Below are 16,785 nucleotides of genomic sequence, written 5' to 3' on the forward strand. Positions count from 1 at the left end.
ATTAAGAACTAAAAAAAATAAAAAATCCCAATCTAAATACCCCCCTAATGCCTAAACAAATGCATCAGGGGGTTTTTTGATAATTAGCAAAAAACAGAACTATCAAAATACACTATCAAAAATTTTATATAAATAGTAAAAACTACAGATCATATGACTTGTAGTTTTTTTATTTATCAAAATTAAATAATAACTTACCCGTGTTTTAATAAAATAAAACATCAAAAAACAAAACCCACAATACCAAATTACCATTTCTTCTTTAAAAAAACCTATTAAAAAAATGCGGTTATATAAACAAATTCATCTTCCTTCATGGCAATACTAAAATTTCCTTTATCAAAAATAACATTCTCTTTTTTACTGGGTATTCTATTTTCTTTTTATGTGAAACCTAATCTGAAATTTATATTTACAACGCTTATCATACTATTCTTCTTTTTAGGTTTATCTTTTTTTCTTGCGAGAAAAGATTTTCTGCAAAAGAGTTATTTTGGAATTTTCACTTATATAGTCTGTTTCTGGATTGGTAGTACTACACTGCTCCTACATACAAATTCTTTTCAGAAAACACATTATATTCATCAGATTAAAGACGATACTAAAACTAATCTAATAGAATTAGTAATTAATGAGAAACTTAAAGACGGCATTTACAACCAACGATATATTGCTGAAATAAAAAAAATAAATTCAATAAAAAGCACAGGATCTATACTTCTCAACATTCGAAAAGACAGCCTTACTACTTTAGTACATTTCCCTATTGGTTCTGTTTTGCAAATTAAAAGTTCTATTATTCCTCATAAAAAACCTTATAATCCCAATCAGTTTGATTATGGTAAATACCTTCAAAATAAATCTGTTTTTGCTCAGATATACACGGATAAAAGCGGGATAAAAATTAACTCCTTTTTAAAAAAAGATATTTTATACTATGCTGCTCATATTCGGGACAAAATCATTTCTAATCTTAAAGCAAAAGGATTTAATGATGCTGAATTAGGGGTCATTGCTGCTCTCATCTTAGGGCAACGACAGGATATATCACCTGAAACTTTAAGAGATTATCAGTATGCAGGAGCAGTGCATATTTTATCTGTTTCGGGACTACATGTCGGATTCATATTGCTTTTTATTAATTTCATACTGAAACCAATTCCCAACAATAAAATTGGAACAATAATAAAACTAATTGTTATAATCATTTCTCTTTGGGTTTTTGCTATAATAGCGGGACTTTCACCTCCTGTCGTTCGATCTGCTGCTATGTTTTCCTTTATTGCAATAGGAATGCATTTAAAACGACATACTACTATTTATCATACTTTAATTGTGTCAATATTAATCATTCTGCTCTTTCAGCCTTCTTTTCTTTTTGACGTAGGTTTTCAGCTAAGTTATATTGCTTTATTTTTTATTGTGTGGTTTCAGCCCTTATTGTCTAAAATATGGATTCCAAAAAATAAGATATTAAAATACTTTTGGGATATTCTAACCGTTTCTTTTGCTGCTCAAATTGGCACACTTCCGCTGTGTCTTTATTATTTTCATCAGTTTCCGGGTCTGTTTTTTGTAACGAATATTATTATAATTCCTTTTCTTTCTATTATACTTGCTGTCGGAATAGTTGTAATGCTGTTAGCTACTATTAACCAGATTCCTCTATTTCTTTTAAAAACACTGGAATATAGTATTTTTATTTTAAATAAAATCATTCATTGGATTGCCTCTTTTGAAGACTTTATTATTAAAGATATTCCTTTTAATTCCTATATGGTTATTAGCTCTTATTTTACAATTATTGTTATTATTATTTGGATTAAAAAACCGAGTTACAACAAATTAATCTTCTGTTTCACTAGTTTAATTCTGTTTCAGATCACCTGTTTAGGTACTAAATGGAAAAATGAAAAAACGGAGGAATGGATTGTTTTTAAGATGAAAAAAAATAATCTTATTATGGAAAGAAAAGGAACGGAAGCTATTCTATATTCTAATGACAGTCTAATAAAACATCTACAAAATAATCTTACTGTAAAATCATATTTACTAGAAAATTTCAGTTCTGTAAAACAACAGGATACTATTTGTAATCTGGCGTATTTTAATCAGAAAAAGATTTTAATAATTGACCATTCCGGTATTTATCCGAACACTGCTGATGTAGATATTCTTCTGATTATACAGTCCCCAAAAATAAATTTAGATAGAATAATTAATACTATAAAACCTAAACTGATTATTGCTGATGCTTCGAATTATAAAAGTTATGTTACCAACTGGAATGCAACCTGTAAAAAAAAAGAAATCCCTTTTCACGCTATTGCGGAAAAGGGATTTTATAGGATTTCAAAATAGTCCTTTTTAGTTGATAGTTGTTGGTTGATAGTTTTCATACTAATCGGTTAATGAGTACCGAAGTAAACAACAACTTACTTTTTAGTCTTTGAATTCATTTTTAAAATTTGCCTGATAACTCTCCCACTTTTCTTGCGTATTCAGTTCTTTGTATTTTTCTTTAGAGAAAATCTTTAGGAAAATTTCTATTCTACTTGGTGTATAATATCCTGTTAAAGGGGAAATATACTCTCCTTTTTCATCAAAGAAAACCATTGTAGGATATCCTGATATTTTTAAAGCATACGTCAGGTCGTGTGTTCCGTTTCTTCCTTTTCTAGTAGCGTCATAAGTTGAGTTTGTAAACTTTCTTCCTTTATAGTTTACTTCTTCATTACCTTCGGCATTGAACTTTACTGCGTAATAGTTTTTATTGATATAGTCTGCCACCTGTTTATTCTGAAAAGTATTTTTATCAAGCATTTTACAAGGACCACACCATTCTGTATAAACATCCATAATAATCTTCTTCGGATTCTTTTTTTGTGCAGTCAGAGCTTGTTCAAATGTCATCCATTTAATTTCCTGTGCTTGTCCTGCAAATGTCCCTAAAGCTACTATTACTGCTATAAATATCTTTTTCATAATTTTAATTTTAATTTTTGTATTCAAATAGTATGCCTAAAATTAATTATTTAACCCCATGCATTAATTTTTTCATCAAAGGATTTAAAGCGGTTACAATTATCCCTGCTGTGATTGGCACTATTGTAAAAATCAGAAAGAAAGTAGTCATATCATATTTACTGGTTACTTCATCGATCATACCTCCTAAAGAACCTGCTAGTTTACTTCCAATTGCAATCGCCAGATACCACATTCCAAACATAAAAGCTACCATTCTTCCTGGAACTAATTTACTTACATATGATAATCCTACAGGGGATAAACACAATTCTCCTAAAGTATGCAATAAATAGGCAAAAATCAGCCAGACCATACTTACTCTTACAGTACCGGCAATAGTTCCTTGTGGAATAACCTGAGAACCGAAAGCTAAAACAGCAAAGCCTAATCCCATTATAATCAGACCTAAACCATATTTAACGGCTGCACTTGGATTATATTTACTATCCCACCATTTTGTGAAGATTGATGCAAAGGTTATGATGAAGAAAGAATTCAGAATACTAAACCATGATGTTGTAATCTCTACTTGATTTTCTTTTAATTCTGAAACGGTAGCCTGTACTATCTGAGAAGGTTTATTTATTTTCTGATAATCGGCTCTTAATTTACTTTCAGCTTCTTTGGTCAGATAAACGAAACTACCTATTTCACTGTGAACAGCCACTTTATCATTAACTTTTAATATGTCTTTATTTGAGATTCTGACCAATTGATCTACTACTTTATCTGTTGGTTTTAAAATGGTTGTTTCTGTTATCGGTATAAAATTAAAGACAAGCTCTCCTTTCTCATCTTTTACCTGTTGCTTCGTTTCCGGATCAATCTGTGCAATCTTAACGGACTGATATTTTAATTCATATGCTTTTGAAGCATAATCATTATTCAACATCCAGATCACAATTCCCCAAATACCAACAAAACTTAAAGCTAATATAACATTCGATAATGCAATCTTTTTGAAGGTTTGTTTAAATAATAAAAATAGAACCCATGATATTAATAATAAAGGAACTACGGTTAAAAGCGTATTTACAATATTAAAAATTATAGCGGCATTCCCTTCTAAGGTTCTTTCTGTATAATCTCTTGCAAAAAGGACAAGGGAGGTTGCTCCTTGTTCAAATGATATCCAGAAAAACACAGTAAAGAATGCAAAGATGATTACGGCAATCATTCTGTCTCTTACAACTTTTTCATATCTGATAATTCTGGAAATTACTAAGAACAGGAATAAAATCAATCCGATAATAGTAATAACCAGGGCTCCCGGCACTGTCTCTTTACTAATCAAAAACTCTTCCGGTAATAAATGAATTCCTCCAATTTTTGACGCAGGATCGTTTATTAAATATAAAATTCCTATAATGGAAGTAATTGCAATCAGTATTTTATCTACTAATGTAAAAGGATTACGTTTTTCTTTTATGATATCTGTAGATTTTGGTTCTTTTATTTCTTTAGTCCCGGATTCTTTTGTTTCTTTATTTGGCACATCTCCAATCGTACCAAATAATGGTTTTGCAAACCAAAACTGAAGCATTCCTAACATCATAAATACTCCTGCCAGACCGAATCCCCAACTCCATCCTACTTTTTCTGCTAAATAACCACAAAGCATCATTCCGAAAAAGGCTCCTGCATTTACACCCATATAAAATATGGTATAGGCACCGTCTTTTTTTTCCGGAAGATCCTTATACATCTCAGAAATTATAGATGTGATATTCGGCTTAAAGAAACCGGTTCCAATTACTAAAAGAACTAATCCTGCGTATAATGAAAACTCTGTTTCAAAAGCCATTGAAGCATGTCCTAAAGTCATAATCAAAGCTCCGATCACAACTGCCCAACGATAACCGGTGATCTTATCTGCTACAATCCCACCTACTATGGGTGTCAGATATAAGAATCCTGCATAGGTTCCAAATAAAGCTCCTGCATTTCCTGTGCTCCACTCCCATCCCGGATTTGCTCCAACGGCTGCCATTGTTAAAAAGTTAATTAACAACACCCTCATTCCGTAGAAGGAGAACCGTTCCCACATTTCTGTGAAAAATAATACAAACAACCCGGATGGGTGTCCCAGAACTTTTGATTTGAAGAAATCATTACTTGTGGATTGAACCGACATATGCTTTTATTTAAATCCTTATTATATTATTATTTATTTTACTTCCTGCATTAGTTTTCTCACGAACGGTGAAATTATAATCAATATAATCCCTGCGATTAAGGCATAAAGGGCTAACTGCTGATAACCTGTAGTATATGAGATTAATTTATCATATAATGAAGCGCTTTCGCCGGGCTCTGAAGTTGACATTGCCGCTCCTAGTAACCCCGCAGCATACTGCCCGTAAGCACTTGCCAGGAACCATAATCCCATCATCATTCCGGATAAATGTTTTGGAGATAATTTTGTTACCATTGATAGTCCGATAGGAGATAAACATAATTCTCCAATAGTAACGAAAAAATAAGCTGCTGCAAAAACGTTTAATGAAGTTACGCCATTTACATCAGCAAAAAATCTTGTATAATAGAAAACATAATAACTTACTGCTAAGAATAAAAACCCTAAACCAAATTTAACAACTGTATTCGGCTCTATTTTTTTCTTTGCCATCCAAAGCCATACAATACCTAATATAGGGCTAAATATAATTACATAAAGTGAATTCATACTGTTATTCACAATATTCGGATCTATTTCAAAGAACAATAAAGTTGAATGTAGGTTCGTTTTTGCAAATAAAGCTAAAGAACCTCCTGCTTGTTCAAAAAAGGCAAAGAAAATGATAGAAAATACAATCATAACAAAAGCTGCCATTAATTTCTTTTGTGCTTTTATATCTTTTAAACTATAGGTTTGATAAATGAAATATAACAACGCTAAGGGTCCGATAGTATACATAAACTTATCTGTATAATCAGTATTGGTAATCATAACAAAAATCAAAGGAATTGTAAGTAAAGCACCTATGTATACAGCTATCTCTCTGATTTTTCTTTTAGCAACCGGCATGTCTTTTAACGGAGTGTCTCCGATAGGTCCTAAATGTTTTTTTGTTATAAGAAACGTAATAACACCTATAACCATTACAACAGCAGCGGCTAAAAAGGCAAGGCTCCAGGAATGTGATTTACCTAAATACACGCATACAAAACCTCCAAGTAAAGCTCCTATGTTGATACCGGAATAGAATAATCCAAAACCTGCATTTCTTCGGGCATCTCCTTCCTTATAAAGTTCTCCTACCATTGAAGAAATATTTGGTTTAAAAAAACCTGTTCCGATGATTGTTAAGGCAATCCCGATATAGAAAAAATCATGTGGGGAAACAGCGATCACGCTGTTACCGATAATCATTAATATTCCTCCAAACAACAACGATCTTTTAAAACCAAGAATTTTATCTGCAAAAATACCTCCGATAAAAGTAAACGCATAAACGAAGGCCTGAATTGCACCGTATCTCAAATTAGAAGCATATTCGGACAATGCTAACTGATCAACCATAAAAATAGCAAGAACTCCTCTCATTCCGTAAAAACAGAACCGTTCCCACATTTCAACTAAAAATAAATACCATAGCTGTTTCGGGTATTTTCCTTCAAAATTCTGTATTTTTTCTAAATCCGGATCAACAGATTCGACCTTTGTTGTATTCATTAATTATTCGTATTAGTTAGTTTAGTTTATTCTGAGTTAAGTTTTGTGATCTAAATTATATTCTTCTCTTTCATAATCCCATTCAGCCACTTCAGCAATAACACGGCAAAAGCGGTGGCAATCATCAAAAGTATAAAATTTATCAGGAAAAAATTAGCCTTATGGTCATAATCATACCACATACTTGCTAATACTCCGGATAATTTATTACCGATAGAAGTGGAAAGAAAAAAACCTCCCATCATTAATGCGGTCAGCCTCGGCGGACTTAATTTTGAAACTAGTGATAATCCCATCGGGCTTAAACAAAGTTCTCCAAAGGTAATTACACCATAACAGGCAATCAGCCAGAGAGGGGAAACTTTAATCGCTCCGTTACTTCCTATGTAAGCGGCTCCTACCATTACTAAACAGGATAAAGCGGAAATAAATAATCCCAACGCTATCTTACCGGGGGTAGAAGGCTCTTTTTTTCTTTTTCCAAGAAAAAGGAAAATACCTACTAAGATGGGAGTAAGTAATATTACCCAGGCAGGATTAACGGACTGGAATAACTCCGTATTAAGCAGATATATCTTACCTCCTTCTTTTGGTAAATTTTCGGGGGCTACATTTCTGAAATAAATATCTTTCCCCATCTCTTTTACAGGGGATCCGTCTTCATTTTTTATTGCTCTGAACTGGGTATCATAAGTTGTTACCAGTTCATCTTTATATACTTTTTCTTCGGCTAAATATAATTTATTCAGCGGTTTTTCTAAACTTGGAGAAACACTTCTTTCTGTATAATAATTTGCCCAGCGTGTGAGAGCTGTTCCGTTCTGCTTAAAGACTGCCCAGAACATTACGCTTACTGCAAAAATTGCTAATAATGCTGCAATGGGTCTTTTATCTACTGAACTGGCTCTGAAATAAAGGGATACATAGAAAATCACAACTGGGATACAGGCAAAGATAAAGGCATCTGTACTATCACTTCCTAATATATTTCCGGGAATCTGCCAACCTATAAAACCGGCAATCATAGCGGGTAAAAACACAAAAGACAATACTTTTGATATTCCTACATCTCCTTTTTCTGCAGGTTTCATTACATTCGCCTCTTTAATATATTTTAATCCGATCGAAAAGATAATCAGACCTATAAACAATCCGATTCCTGCTGAAGCAAAAGCGGCTCCCCATCCAAATTTATTACGCATAAATGCAGCGATAATATTACATATAAGGGCACCGATATTGATTCCCATATAGAAAATACTATATCCTGAATCTTTGAATGCTTTATATTGTTCTTCTGAATATAAATTTCCTAAAAGTGTTGATATACTTGGTTTAAAAAGTCCATTACCTATAATAATCAACCCTAAAGAAACATAAAAAGAGGTCATCCCAGGCAAAGCTAATCCGATATAACCTAATGCCATTAATACACCACCTATATAAACTGCTTTTATATAACCTAATAAACGATCTGCTAAAAATCCTCCTAAAAACGGAGTTAAATAGCTCAATGCTATGAAAGTTCCGAAAATATCATCTGCATTTTTATCTCCTATTGATAAGCCTCCTTTATCAACATCTGTCATATACAGAACAAAAATTCCAAGCATTAAATAATACCCAAAACGTTCCCACATTTCGGTAAAAAATAAAAAGTATAATCCTTTTGGATGTTTTGGCTTCATAGTAAGAAATTCATTAGTTTAATTCTGATTATAAATTTTGCTGAATAAAATTGGTCATTTTGGTATACAGCTGTACTCTGGTCTTACCTCCATAAATACCATGATTCTTATCGGGATAAATCTGAGAATCAAATTGTTTATTCGCCTGTATAAGTGCTTCCATCATTAACATGGTATTCTGCACATGTACGTTATCGTCTGCACTTCCGTGGATCAAGAGATATTTGCCTTTTAATTTATTTACATGATTGATTGGGGAATTATCGTCATACCCACTTGCGTTTTCCTGTGGTGTCTGCATATATCTTTCTGTATAAACGGAATCATAAAACCTCCAACTTGTAACTGGGGCTACTGCAATTGCCATTTTGAAAACATCGTTTCCTTTTAAAATACAATTTGAAGACATAAATCCACCATAACTCCATCCCCAGATACCGATTCTACTTACATCTACATAATTGTATTTCCCAATTACTTTAGCGGCATCAATCTGATCTTCTACTTCATATTTCCCTAATTCTTTATAGGTAACTTTTTTAAATTCGGCTCCTTTAAAACCTGTACCTCTGCCATCAACACAAGCAACAATATAACCTTGTTGTGCTAACATCATATACCAGTAATCATTTGAATTATGCCATTGATTTGCTACCTGCTGGGAACCGGGTCCACTATACTGAAACATCAGTACAGGGTATTTTTTATTCGGGTCAAAATCGGTCGGTTTAATCATCCAGGCATTTAACTGATGTCCTTTTTCTGTAGTAAGTGTAAAAAATTCTTTCTTAGAGATACCATATCTTTTTAAAGTATTCAGCAAAGTATTATTATCAACTATTGACTGAATCTGTTCTCCTTTATTAGCACCATTTAGTGTGAACTGTGGTGGTGTGGATACGCTGGAGAATGTATTGATGTAGTTCTGAAAATTTGGACTAAAAATAGCTTTATTTGTTCCTTCGGATTTTGATAATCTTACTTTATCCTTCCCATTCAGTTTAATACGATAAACGTCTCTGTTAATTGATCCGTTCTCAACTGACTGATAAAAAATAGAATTGGTTCTTTCATCGAAACCGTAATAGGAAGTAACTTCCCAATTTCCTTTTGTAACCTGATTAATTAATTTCCCTTCTTTACTGTAATGGTAAATATGATTGTAACCGTCTTTTTCACTGGTCCATATAAAACTGTTGTCTTTCAGAAAAGTCAGATTATCTGTAATATCGATATATGCTTTATCTTTTTCATTCAGAATAACTCTTGCTTTTCCTGAATCACCATTTACAAAAAGCAGATCCAGATTGTTCTGATGTCTATTTAGAATCTGAACGCTTAATTCTTTCGGATCATTGGTCCATTTTATTCTTGGTATATAGAAATCAGTATCGTTTTCTAAATTAACCTGTTTTGTGTTTTTAGTACTTACATCATAAAGATATAAGGAAACTACTGCATTTTTCTCTCCTGCTTTAGGGTATTTAAAAACCTGTTGTGTCGGATATAAAGTATTTCCATAAATATCCATTGAGAATTTCGGCACTTCTGTTTCATCAAATCGAATAAAAGCAATCTTATCACTTGCTTTATTCCAGTCAAAGGCTCTTACAAAAGCGAATTCTTCTTCATAGACCCAGTCTGTAATACCGTTAATGATATGGTTTTTCTTTCCGTCAGAAGTAATCTGAGTATTTTCTTTTGTAGCCAGATTATAAACATAAAGATTGTTTTCTCTGGCATACGCTATTTTCAATCCGTCAGGAGAAAAAGTGGGCTCCTGTACTTTAAAATCAAAAAGTTTAGTTAGTTTTTTACTTTCAATATCATACAAATAATAATCTGCTGTGAAAGAATGACGAAAGATTTGTTCAATATTACAGGCTAATAAAATTTGTTTTTCATCAGCACTAAAAGTATAACTCTGAATAATAGGCAGTTCTTTGTGATTTTTCGAATCAATCAGGGATGTTACTTTTTTCAGAGTAGCAAAATCATATAAATCAATCTGAATGCTCCTTGAGAGTCTATCAAAATTCAGTACGGTATACTGATTTGTATTTTTCATTGACTGGAGTTCGTCCATACCCTTGGTTCTGAATGTTCCTCCAAAAACTTCTTCTACTGTTATTTTTTGTTGTGCAAAAAGAGATACAAAAATAAATAAAAACAAAACTGTAATTTTATTCGAATACTTCATTTTAATAAATTAATAAAAACCTGTCAATTTTAGTGAAAAAATTGCAATTAACAACATTTTTTTGTGTTAAATCAAATTTTAGAAAAAAACAACCCTTTTGTTGAAGCTATAAAACTAACTTAAATAAATTATAAATAGCTGTTTTTTAACCCTAAATATTTTTTATACCTTATTTTAAAATCATCCAGACTAATGGTGTGTACAGAGATAAAATTATTGAACAAATCAAATAAATAAATATTTAAACCAATTCATAAAAAATAGATTGTAGAAAGAAAAAAACAAAACAATATTATAAATTAATACATTTTAATTATCTTTTAAAAAAGACATTAGTAGGACTTTTATATATACAAATAGTTAAAAATTACATAAATAAAAAACCAATATTAAAACTAATTTACAAAAGAGAAGTCCCAAAATTAACTACACAAAACTTAAAGTGTATTGGATTTAGATACTAAATATTTATATTTGCAAATATTTAAAAATAAAAAATTAAGATTATCTAAATTAAATTGAAAAATGAAAACAATATTACTTTCTTTAATAGCACTTTCGGTACATAACTTTAGTTTCTCACAAATTTCAAAAGTTGGGATTGGAACGCATAATCCAACTGAAATACTTGATGTAAATGGTACTGTTAGAATCAGAGAAACAGATGAAATAGGAACAGATTTGTATAAACTTTTAGTGAAAAATAATAACGGCGTTATTAAACAATTAGATAAGAGCGATCTTAATGCCAATACTGAACGAAAAGAGATAACGGTGGAATCCAAGAAAAGTGTTATAGTGACAAACGACCAAAATTTTGAAAGTACAAATATTACAATACTTTCAACTAATTCTTGTAATAGACATATGCTTAATTCATTCCAATCTTTTAATGCTGGTTTAGTCTTTTTAAATGGAATAGCCAGAGATGTTATAGCAAAATCAGTTTTAACAGAAATCCCTACAAATGAAAAGAATATGTCTGTAACATGGAATATTACCTTTCCAAATTTGATAGGATGTATGGATAAAGGGAGTACTCATTTTGATTTTACATTAGCAAAAACAATTCCTAATACTTATAAAATAACTAATGATGGTGACGATACAAGAACATACACTGTTATATTCCAAAAAATTTAGAATATTAAGCACTATAATCTTAATAACAAGAAGAGAGTACTGATTGGTTTTTGCTAAAATAAACAGAACAAGTATCTTAGAGCTTGTTTAAATTTTATTTAATTATTTTTCAAAGATGATTTATAGGAACATGGAATAGGTTTACAAAAGACTACACAACCACAAAATAGTACCAAACCTTTTTGGATTAATAGCAAATAAACGATCTAAAACGTATATTTGCCGATAATTTTATTTTTAATAAACTGAGAATGAGCAAAGAAATTACGGGATTTTCTAAATTATCTAAAGAGGAAAAAATTAACTGGATAGCTACTAAATATTTTTCGAATCCCACGGAAGCAATCAGTTTATTAAAAAAATACTGGAATAAAGATCTTGTTCTTCAGAAACTACATGATGAATTTATAGAAAATACGCTTACTAATTTTTATCTTCCTCTAGGTGTTGCACCGAACTTTTTAATAAACGGACAATTCAGAACGATTCCGATGGTCATAGAGGAAAGTTCTGTTGTTGCTGCTGCTTCTAATGCTGCTAAATTCTGGTCTAAACGCGGAGGCTTTAAAGCAACTGTTATCAATACTGAAAAAATAGGTCAGGTTCATTTTATATATGAGGGAGATTCTGAAAAACTGGAATCTTTCTTCTCTACTATTAAACCGAAATTCTTTTCGGAAACGGAAAGCATCACAAAAAACATGCAGAAACGGGGTGGCGGAATACTTGATGTGGTTTTAAAAAATAAAACAGATCTGATCTCAAACTACTACCAGTTACATGCTACATTTGAAACGAAGGATTCAATGGGAGCCAATTTTATCAACTCTTGTCTGGAACAGTTTGCAAAAACACTGAAAGAGGAAGCGGTGCTATATGAATCTTTTTCTGCTAAAGAAAAAGAAATTCAGATCATTATGAGTATTCTTTCTAATTATGTCCCTAATTGTATTGTAAGAGCTGAAGTTTCTTGCGAAGTAGGAGAACTGAATGTGAATAAAAATATAGCACCGGAACTGTTTGCCGAGAAATTCATAAAAGCAGTTCAGATCGCAGAGGTAGAACCTTACAGAGCGGTTACACATAATAAAGGGATCATGAATGGTGTGGATGCTGTTGTACTCGCTACCGGAAATGATTTCAGAGCTATTGAAGCGGGAGTGCATGCCTATGCTTCCCGAAACGGACAGTACAGTAGTTTATCTCATGCAAAAATTGAAAATGGTGTTTTTACTTTTTGGTTAGAGATACCATTAGCATTGGGAACTGTTGGGGGATTAACAACATTACATCCTCTTGTAAAACTGTCTCTTGAAATGCTGGAAAAACCATCTGCAGAAGAACTGATGCAAATAATAGCTGTGGCAGGATTAGCACAAAACTTTGCTGCTTTGCGCTCTCTTACTACAACCGGAATTCAGCAGGGACATATGAAAATGCATTTGATGAATATTCTTAATCAGTTACATGCTTCTAATGAGGAGAAAACACTGGCTGTGGAATATTTTAAAAACAATACTGCTTCGCATAGCGCTGTTGTTGACTTCATTGAAAATTACAGAAAAATATAAATCAGGACTCTTTTGAATACTACTTTCTACAGTAACGGAAAATTACTTATAACAGGTGAATATCTTATTCTTGACGGAGCCAAAGCTCTGGCTCTACCAACAAAATACGGGCAAAACCTAATTGTTAAAAAAGGTAAAGCATCTGAAATAATCTGGAAAAGTTTTGACTGTGATTCGAGTTGCTGGTTCTCTGCTTCTGTTACTTTTAATGATATTATACATAACAAAGTATCTGAACATCCTGAAGACATAAAAAATACTTTAATTAAGATTCTACACCAGGCTTATTTACTCAATCCCGGTTTCTTAAATTCAGGAAAAGGATATGATATTGAAACCAATCTTACTTTCCCCCGATTATGGGGTTTAGGCACTTCTTCTACTTTAATCAACAACATTGCTCAGTGGACGAAAGTAAATGCTTTTACGCTTCTTAATAATAGTTTTGGGGGCAGTGGATATGATATTGCCTGTGCGCAAAACAATACTGCTATACTATATCAGCTTGTTAACGGAAATGCTGTTGTTGAACCAATCACTTTTAATCCGGAATTTCATTCGTTCATTTATTTTGTTTACTTAAACAAAAAACAAAATAGTAAAACGGCTATTACTGCTTATTATAAAAACCGAAAAACAATTTCTTCTGCTAAAAACAGTATTGACAGCATCACTCAAAAAATAGCTGTAGCAAATGATATTGATCTTTTTTCTGCTTTATTAGAAGAGCATGAAAACATCATGAGCTCTGTTCTGGAAACTAAAACCGTTAAAGAGAGCTTATTCAGTGATTTTAATGGTTTTGTTAAAAGTCTTGGTGCCTGGGGAGGTGATTTTGTAATGGTGGTTTCAAAAGAAAACCCTGAAAATTATTTTAAAGAAAAAGGCTATTCTGTTATTCTGAATTATAAGGATTTGATTCTTTGATTTTTGTGATTATTCGATAGTTAGATTGTTCTATACTGTACTATCAATAATAGAATCTATTTATTTCCTATAATGGAAAACACCTATAATATTTTTTAATAATAAAGATCCGGGGAATTTATACACAGCTACAAAATAGAGAACTTCATAGAGTCGGTTTTCTTTCTGAATGGATTCTGATTCTCATACCTAACAGGTTAAAAAAACCTGTTAGGTATTATTTAGACAACATATAGTTGATCGATATAGTAAATATCTTGATATATATAATCTTAAAGCATATAAAAAACGAAGAAGCGGTCTAGAAATTAGACCGCTTCTTCGTTTTTTATAATACTATCGGATAACTGCTATTAGTAATTAAACTGCGCTCTGTTATCTTTAATTTTAGCATTCTCTTTTAAAGCCTGAACGACTCTTCCATTTACAGCTCCCTGACTCTGAGATTTTAATCTGTTTGAATAGTTAGCATAATTAGGTAATGCCGGAGCTTTAATAATTAGTTTTGTTCTTATTTTATACACTCCCAGGTTACCTTCTATCAGGTCGGAAGTTTTTCCTTGTTCTGTTCCAAAAGCAACGCCTACTACTTTAGGTTCTGGTCCTATATTTGGTAAATATGGAGCCATAAGAGCCACATTATTTGCCTGATAAACACTGGTTCCGGCGTTTTTAGCAACTTCTTCGAGTGTAGCTCCTTTCATTTTTACTTTGATTAATTCTGCTTTCTTGTTGTTTCTTAATATAGATTCAACAGTAACTCTGGCTGCATTCACAGACATTAATCCTTCTTTGTTTGCTTTCTTCACTCTTGCAATAACGTGACCTGCAGAAATATCAAATTTCTTAACGTCTCCTTCTTTAGTATCACTGTTAAATGCCCATCTAACGATTTGTCTTTGATTACCTAATCCCTGAACATTTTCATCGAAAGCTAAAAGACTGTTTACAGGAACTACTGTTAGTTTCATCTCTTTAGCAACAGCTGATAAATCTTTATTACCGGCTTCCATTTCAAGTTTACTTGCTAATGTATAAATCTGATCGTTTGTAGCATCTGATGCTTCTATTCTTCGAGCAACTGTAGCTAATCGAACAGCATCTTGCTTATCTGTAACTTTAATTATATGATATCCAAAATCTGTTTCTACTAATCCAACTTTTCCAACTGGATTACCAAACACATAATCATTAAATGGTTTTACCATCTGATTTGGTCCGAAGTATCCTAAATCACCACCTGATTGCGCGGATGAATCGTCTGAATTAGCTCTTGCTAAATCTTCAAAAGATGAAGGATTAGCATTAATTTCTTTTATTAATTCTTCTGCTTTTGCTTTTGCTTCTTCTTTTGTTCTTGTTATAGCCGGATTTGCTCTCTGAGCACCTGCATAAGCTAAAAGAATATGGCTTGCTTTTACATTAGCTCCTGCTCTTCTTTCTTCTAATTTAGAAATACAATAGTAATCTCCAAACTGATAAGGTCCGTAAATTTCTCCTTTCGCTAAATTAAATAACTGATCTGCATGTCCTTCCGGTAAATCTTTTTTAGCAATAAAGGTAGAATCGTATTTTACATCGGAATTTGAATCTACAAATTCTTCAAGATTAGTTGGTTTTCTGAATCCAGGTAAAGTATCGTTTTGACCTGTTTTCTGATTGTAAACTATTTTACTGTCTAATAATGCAGTAATTGAAGCTTTAATTTCATCTTCATCTTCTTTTGATGGTTTGTCTTCGATAAGAACGTATTCTATATCTCTATTTTCATCTGCTTTATATTTCTTTTCATTTTTCTTCATGTAGGAAATAATATCAGCATCGGATACTTTTACATCTTCATCTTTTATGGTACTGAACAATACTGGTACAATATCAAAATCAACTTTATTATTTTCTGATTCGTAAGCAAATTTTCCTTCATTTGATGTACTTATAAGACCTGATTTGATCATTGTATAATACATTTGCTCAATTGCCATCTGCTCAACTTGCTTTTCAAAAGTTAACCATTCATTCCATTGTGTTGAACCTGAAGTTTTGATACTGGCAACATATTCATTGAATTTAGCTTTATCAAAAACTTTCGCTTCATTTAAGAACATTGGGTTTTGTCCAATATTCGGATTCTGTATCATCACATTGATCAACTGGTCTCTACCAATTCTCAAACCTAATTTTTCATATTGTGCATCCAGCAAAACTCTTTTTACCTCCTGATCCCAAACACCGTTCATTACCTGCATCGAGGTCATACCTGAACCCTGAACATTTTTTTCAGCTGCATCAACTTTTAATCGAAAATCTTCAAAAGAAATATCTTGTCCATTTACGCTTCCTACATTATTTGAAGTACGATTGAATCCCTTCGTGAAAAGGTCAGGAAGTAGAAATGCAAATAATGCAAGTGCAATAACTGCTATCATTAAAGCGGAACGTTGTCTAATTTTTGCTAAAACTGCCATTTTATAATTATTAATTTTTTAGTTCAGTGGGCGAAAATACAATTATCTATTTAATAATAAAAGCTATAAAGTTATATTTTTATATAAA

Annotated in this window: 10 protein-coding genes; 4 read left to right on the top strand and 6 right to left on the bottom strand. The window is 32.0% G+C overall.

What is annotated here, in order from left to right:
- Positions 1 to 315 precede the first annotated feature (315 nt).
- Positions 316 to 2,361, top strand: a complete 2,046-nt coding sequence (locus AC4FQX_RS10565; RefSeq protein WP_491167664.1) for a ComEC/Rec2 family competence protein — start codon at positions 316 to 318, stop codon at positions 2,359 to 2,361.
- An 81-nt stretch (positions 2,362 to 2,442) separates the two neighbouring features.
- Here AC4FQX_RS10565 and AC4FQX_RS10570 read toward each other — a convergent pair whose 3' ends face one another.
- The 5 genes from AC4FQX_RS10570 to AC4FQX_RS10590 are packed head-to-tail and all read right to left on the bottom strand — an operon-like array spanning position 2,443 to position 10,591.
- Complete coding sequence (locus AC4FQX_RS10570) at positions 2,443 to 2,985, bottom strand: thioredoxin family protein (RefSeq protein ID WP_491167665.1); 543 nt, start codon at positions 2,983 to 2,985, stop codon at positions 2,443 to 2,445.
- A gap of 46 nt (positions 2,986 to 3,031) precedes the next feature.
- Complete coding sequence (locus tag AC4FQX_RS10575; protein WP_491167666.1) at positions 3,032 to 5,161, bottom strand: peptide MFS transporter; 2,130 nt, start codon at positions 5,159 to 5,161, stop codon at positions 3,032 to 3,034.
- Positions 5,162 to 5,194: 33 nt separating this feature from the next.
- The gene (locus AC4FQX_RS10580; RefSeq protein WP_491167667.1) at positions 5,195 to 6,703 is read right to left on the bottom strand and encodes a peptide MFS transporter; all 1,509 of its coding nucleotides are present in this window, start codon (positions 6,701 to 6,703) and stop codon (positions 5,195 to 5,197) included.
- A 50-nt stretch (positions 6,704 to 6,753) separates the two neighbouring features.
- Entirely contained in the window at positions 6,754 to 8,391 is a 1,638-nt protein-coding gene (locus AC4FQX_RS10585; protein WP_491167668.1) for a peptide MFS transporter, read from the bottom strand.
- Positions 8,392 to 8,419: 28 nt separating this feature from the next.
- Positions 8,420 to 10,591 carry a S9 family peptidase gene (locus tag AC4FQX_RS10590; protein WP_491167669.1) on the bottom strand — a complete coding sequence of 724 codons (2,172 nt, stop codon included), beginning with the start codon at positions 10,589 to 10,591 and terminating at the stop codon, positions 8,420 to 8,422.
- 525 nt (positions 10,592 to 11,116) lie between these two features.
- Between AC4FQX_RS10590 and AC4FQX_RS10595 the strand changes: the two genes are divergently transcribed.
- The 3 genes from AC4FQX_RS10595 to AC4FQX_RS10605 all read left to right on the top strand — a co-directional run bounded on the left by AC4FQX_RS10595 (position 11,117) and on the right by AC4FQX_RS10605 (position 14,232).
- A complete protein-coding gene (locus AC4FQX_RS10595) occupies positions 11,117 to 11,734 on the top strand; it encodes a hypothetical protein (protein WP_491167670.1) in 618 nt (205 codons plus the stop codon).
- Between the two features lie 251 nt (positions 11,735 to 11,985).
- Positions 11,986 to 13,305 carry a hydroxymethylglutaryl-CoA reductase, degradative gene (locus tag AC4FQX_RS10600; protein ID WP_491167671.1) on the top strand — a complete coding sequence of 440 codons (1,320 nt, stop codon included), beginning with the start codon at positions 11,986 to 11,988 and terminating at the stop codon, positions 13,303 to 13,305.
- A gap of 12 nt (positions 13,306 to 13,317) precedes the next feature.
- Positions 13,318 to 14,232: a GYDIA family GHMP kinase gene (locus tag AC4FQX_RS10605; RefSeq protein WP_491167672.1), complete on the top strand. Its 915-nt coding sequence runs from the start codon at positions 13,318 to 13,320 to the stop codon at positions 14,230 to 14,232.
- Positions 14,233 to 14,585: 353 nt separating this feature from the next.
- On the opposite strand, the gene AC4FQX_RS10610 is transcribed toward AC4FQX_RS10605, so the two are convergent.
- Positions 14,586 to 16,697 carry a peptidylprolyl isomerase gene (locus tag AC4FQX_RS10610; RefSeq protein ID WP_491167673.1) on the bottom strand — a complete coding sequence of 704 codons (2,112 nt, stop codon included), beginning with the start codon at positions 16,695 to 16,697 and terminating at the stop codon, positions 14,586 to 14,588.
- Between the last annotated feature and the right edge of the window lie 88 nt (positions 16,698 to 16,785).

It is taken from the genome of Flavobacterium sp. AK-301 (assembly GCF_058310215.1).

Bases quoted from the DNA above. Each gene is read 5' to 3' on its own strand.
- AC4FQX_RS10585 (WP_491167668.1), bottom strand. From the start codon at position 8,391: ATGAAGCCAAAACATCCAAAAGGATTATACTTTTTATTTTTTACCGAA.
- AC4FQX_RS10575 (WP_491167666.1), bottom strand. From the start codon at position 5,161: ATGTCGGTTCAATCCACAAGTAATGATTTCTTCAAATCAAAAGTTCTG.
- AC4FQX_RS10610 (WP_491167673.1), bottom strand. From the start codon at position 16,697: ATGGCAGTTTTAGCAAAAATTAGACAACGTTCCGCTTTAATGATAGCA.
- AC4FQX_RS10570 (WP_491167665.1), bottom strand. From the start codon at position 2,985: ATGAAAAAGATATTTATAGCAGTAATAGTAGCTTTAGGGACATTTGCA.
- AC4FQX_RS10565 (WP_491167664.1), top strand. From the start codon at position 316: ATGGCAATACTAAAATTTCCTTTATCAAAAATAACATTCTCTTTTTTA.
- AC4FQX_RS10590 (WP_491167669.1), bottom strand. From the start codon at position 10,591: ATGAAGTATTCGAATAAAATTACAGTTTTGTTTTTATTTATTTTTGTA.
- AC4FQX_RS10580 (WP_491167667.1), bottom strand. From the start codon at position 6,703: ATGAATACAACAAAGGTCGAATCTGTTGATCCGGATTTAGAAAAAATA.
- AC4FQX_RS10600 (WP_491167671.1), top strand. From the start codon at position 11,986: ATGAGCAAAGAAATTACGGGATTTTCTAAATTATCTAAAGAGGAAAAA.
- AC4FQX_RS10595 (WP_491167670.1), top strand. From the start codon at position 11,117: ATGAAAACAATATTACTTTCTTTAATAGCACTTTCGGTACATAACTTT.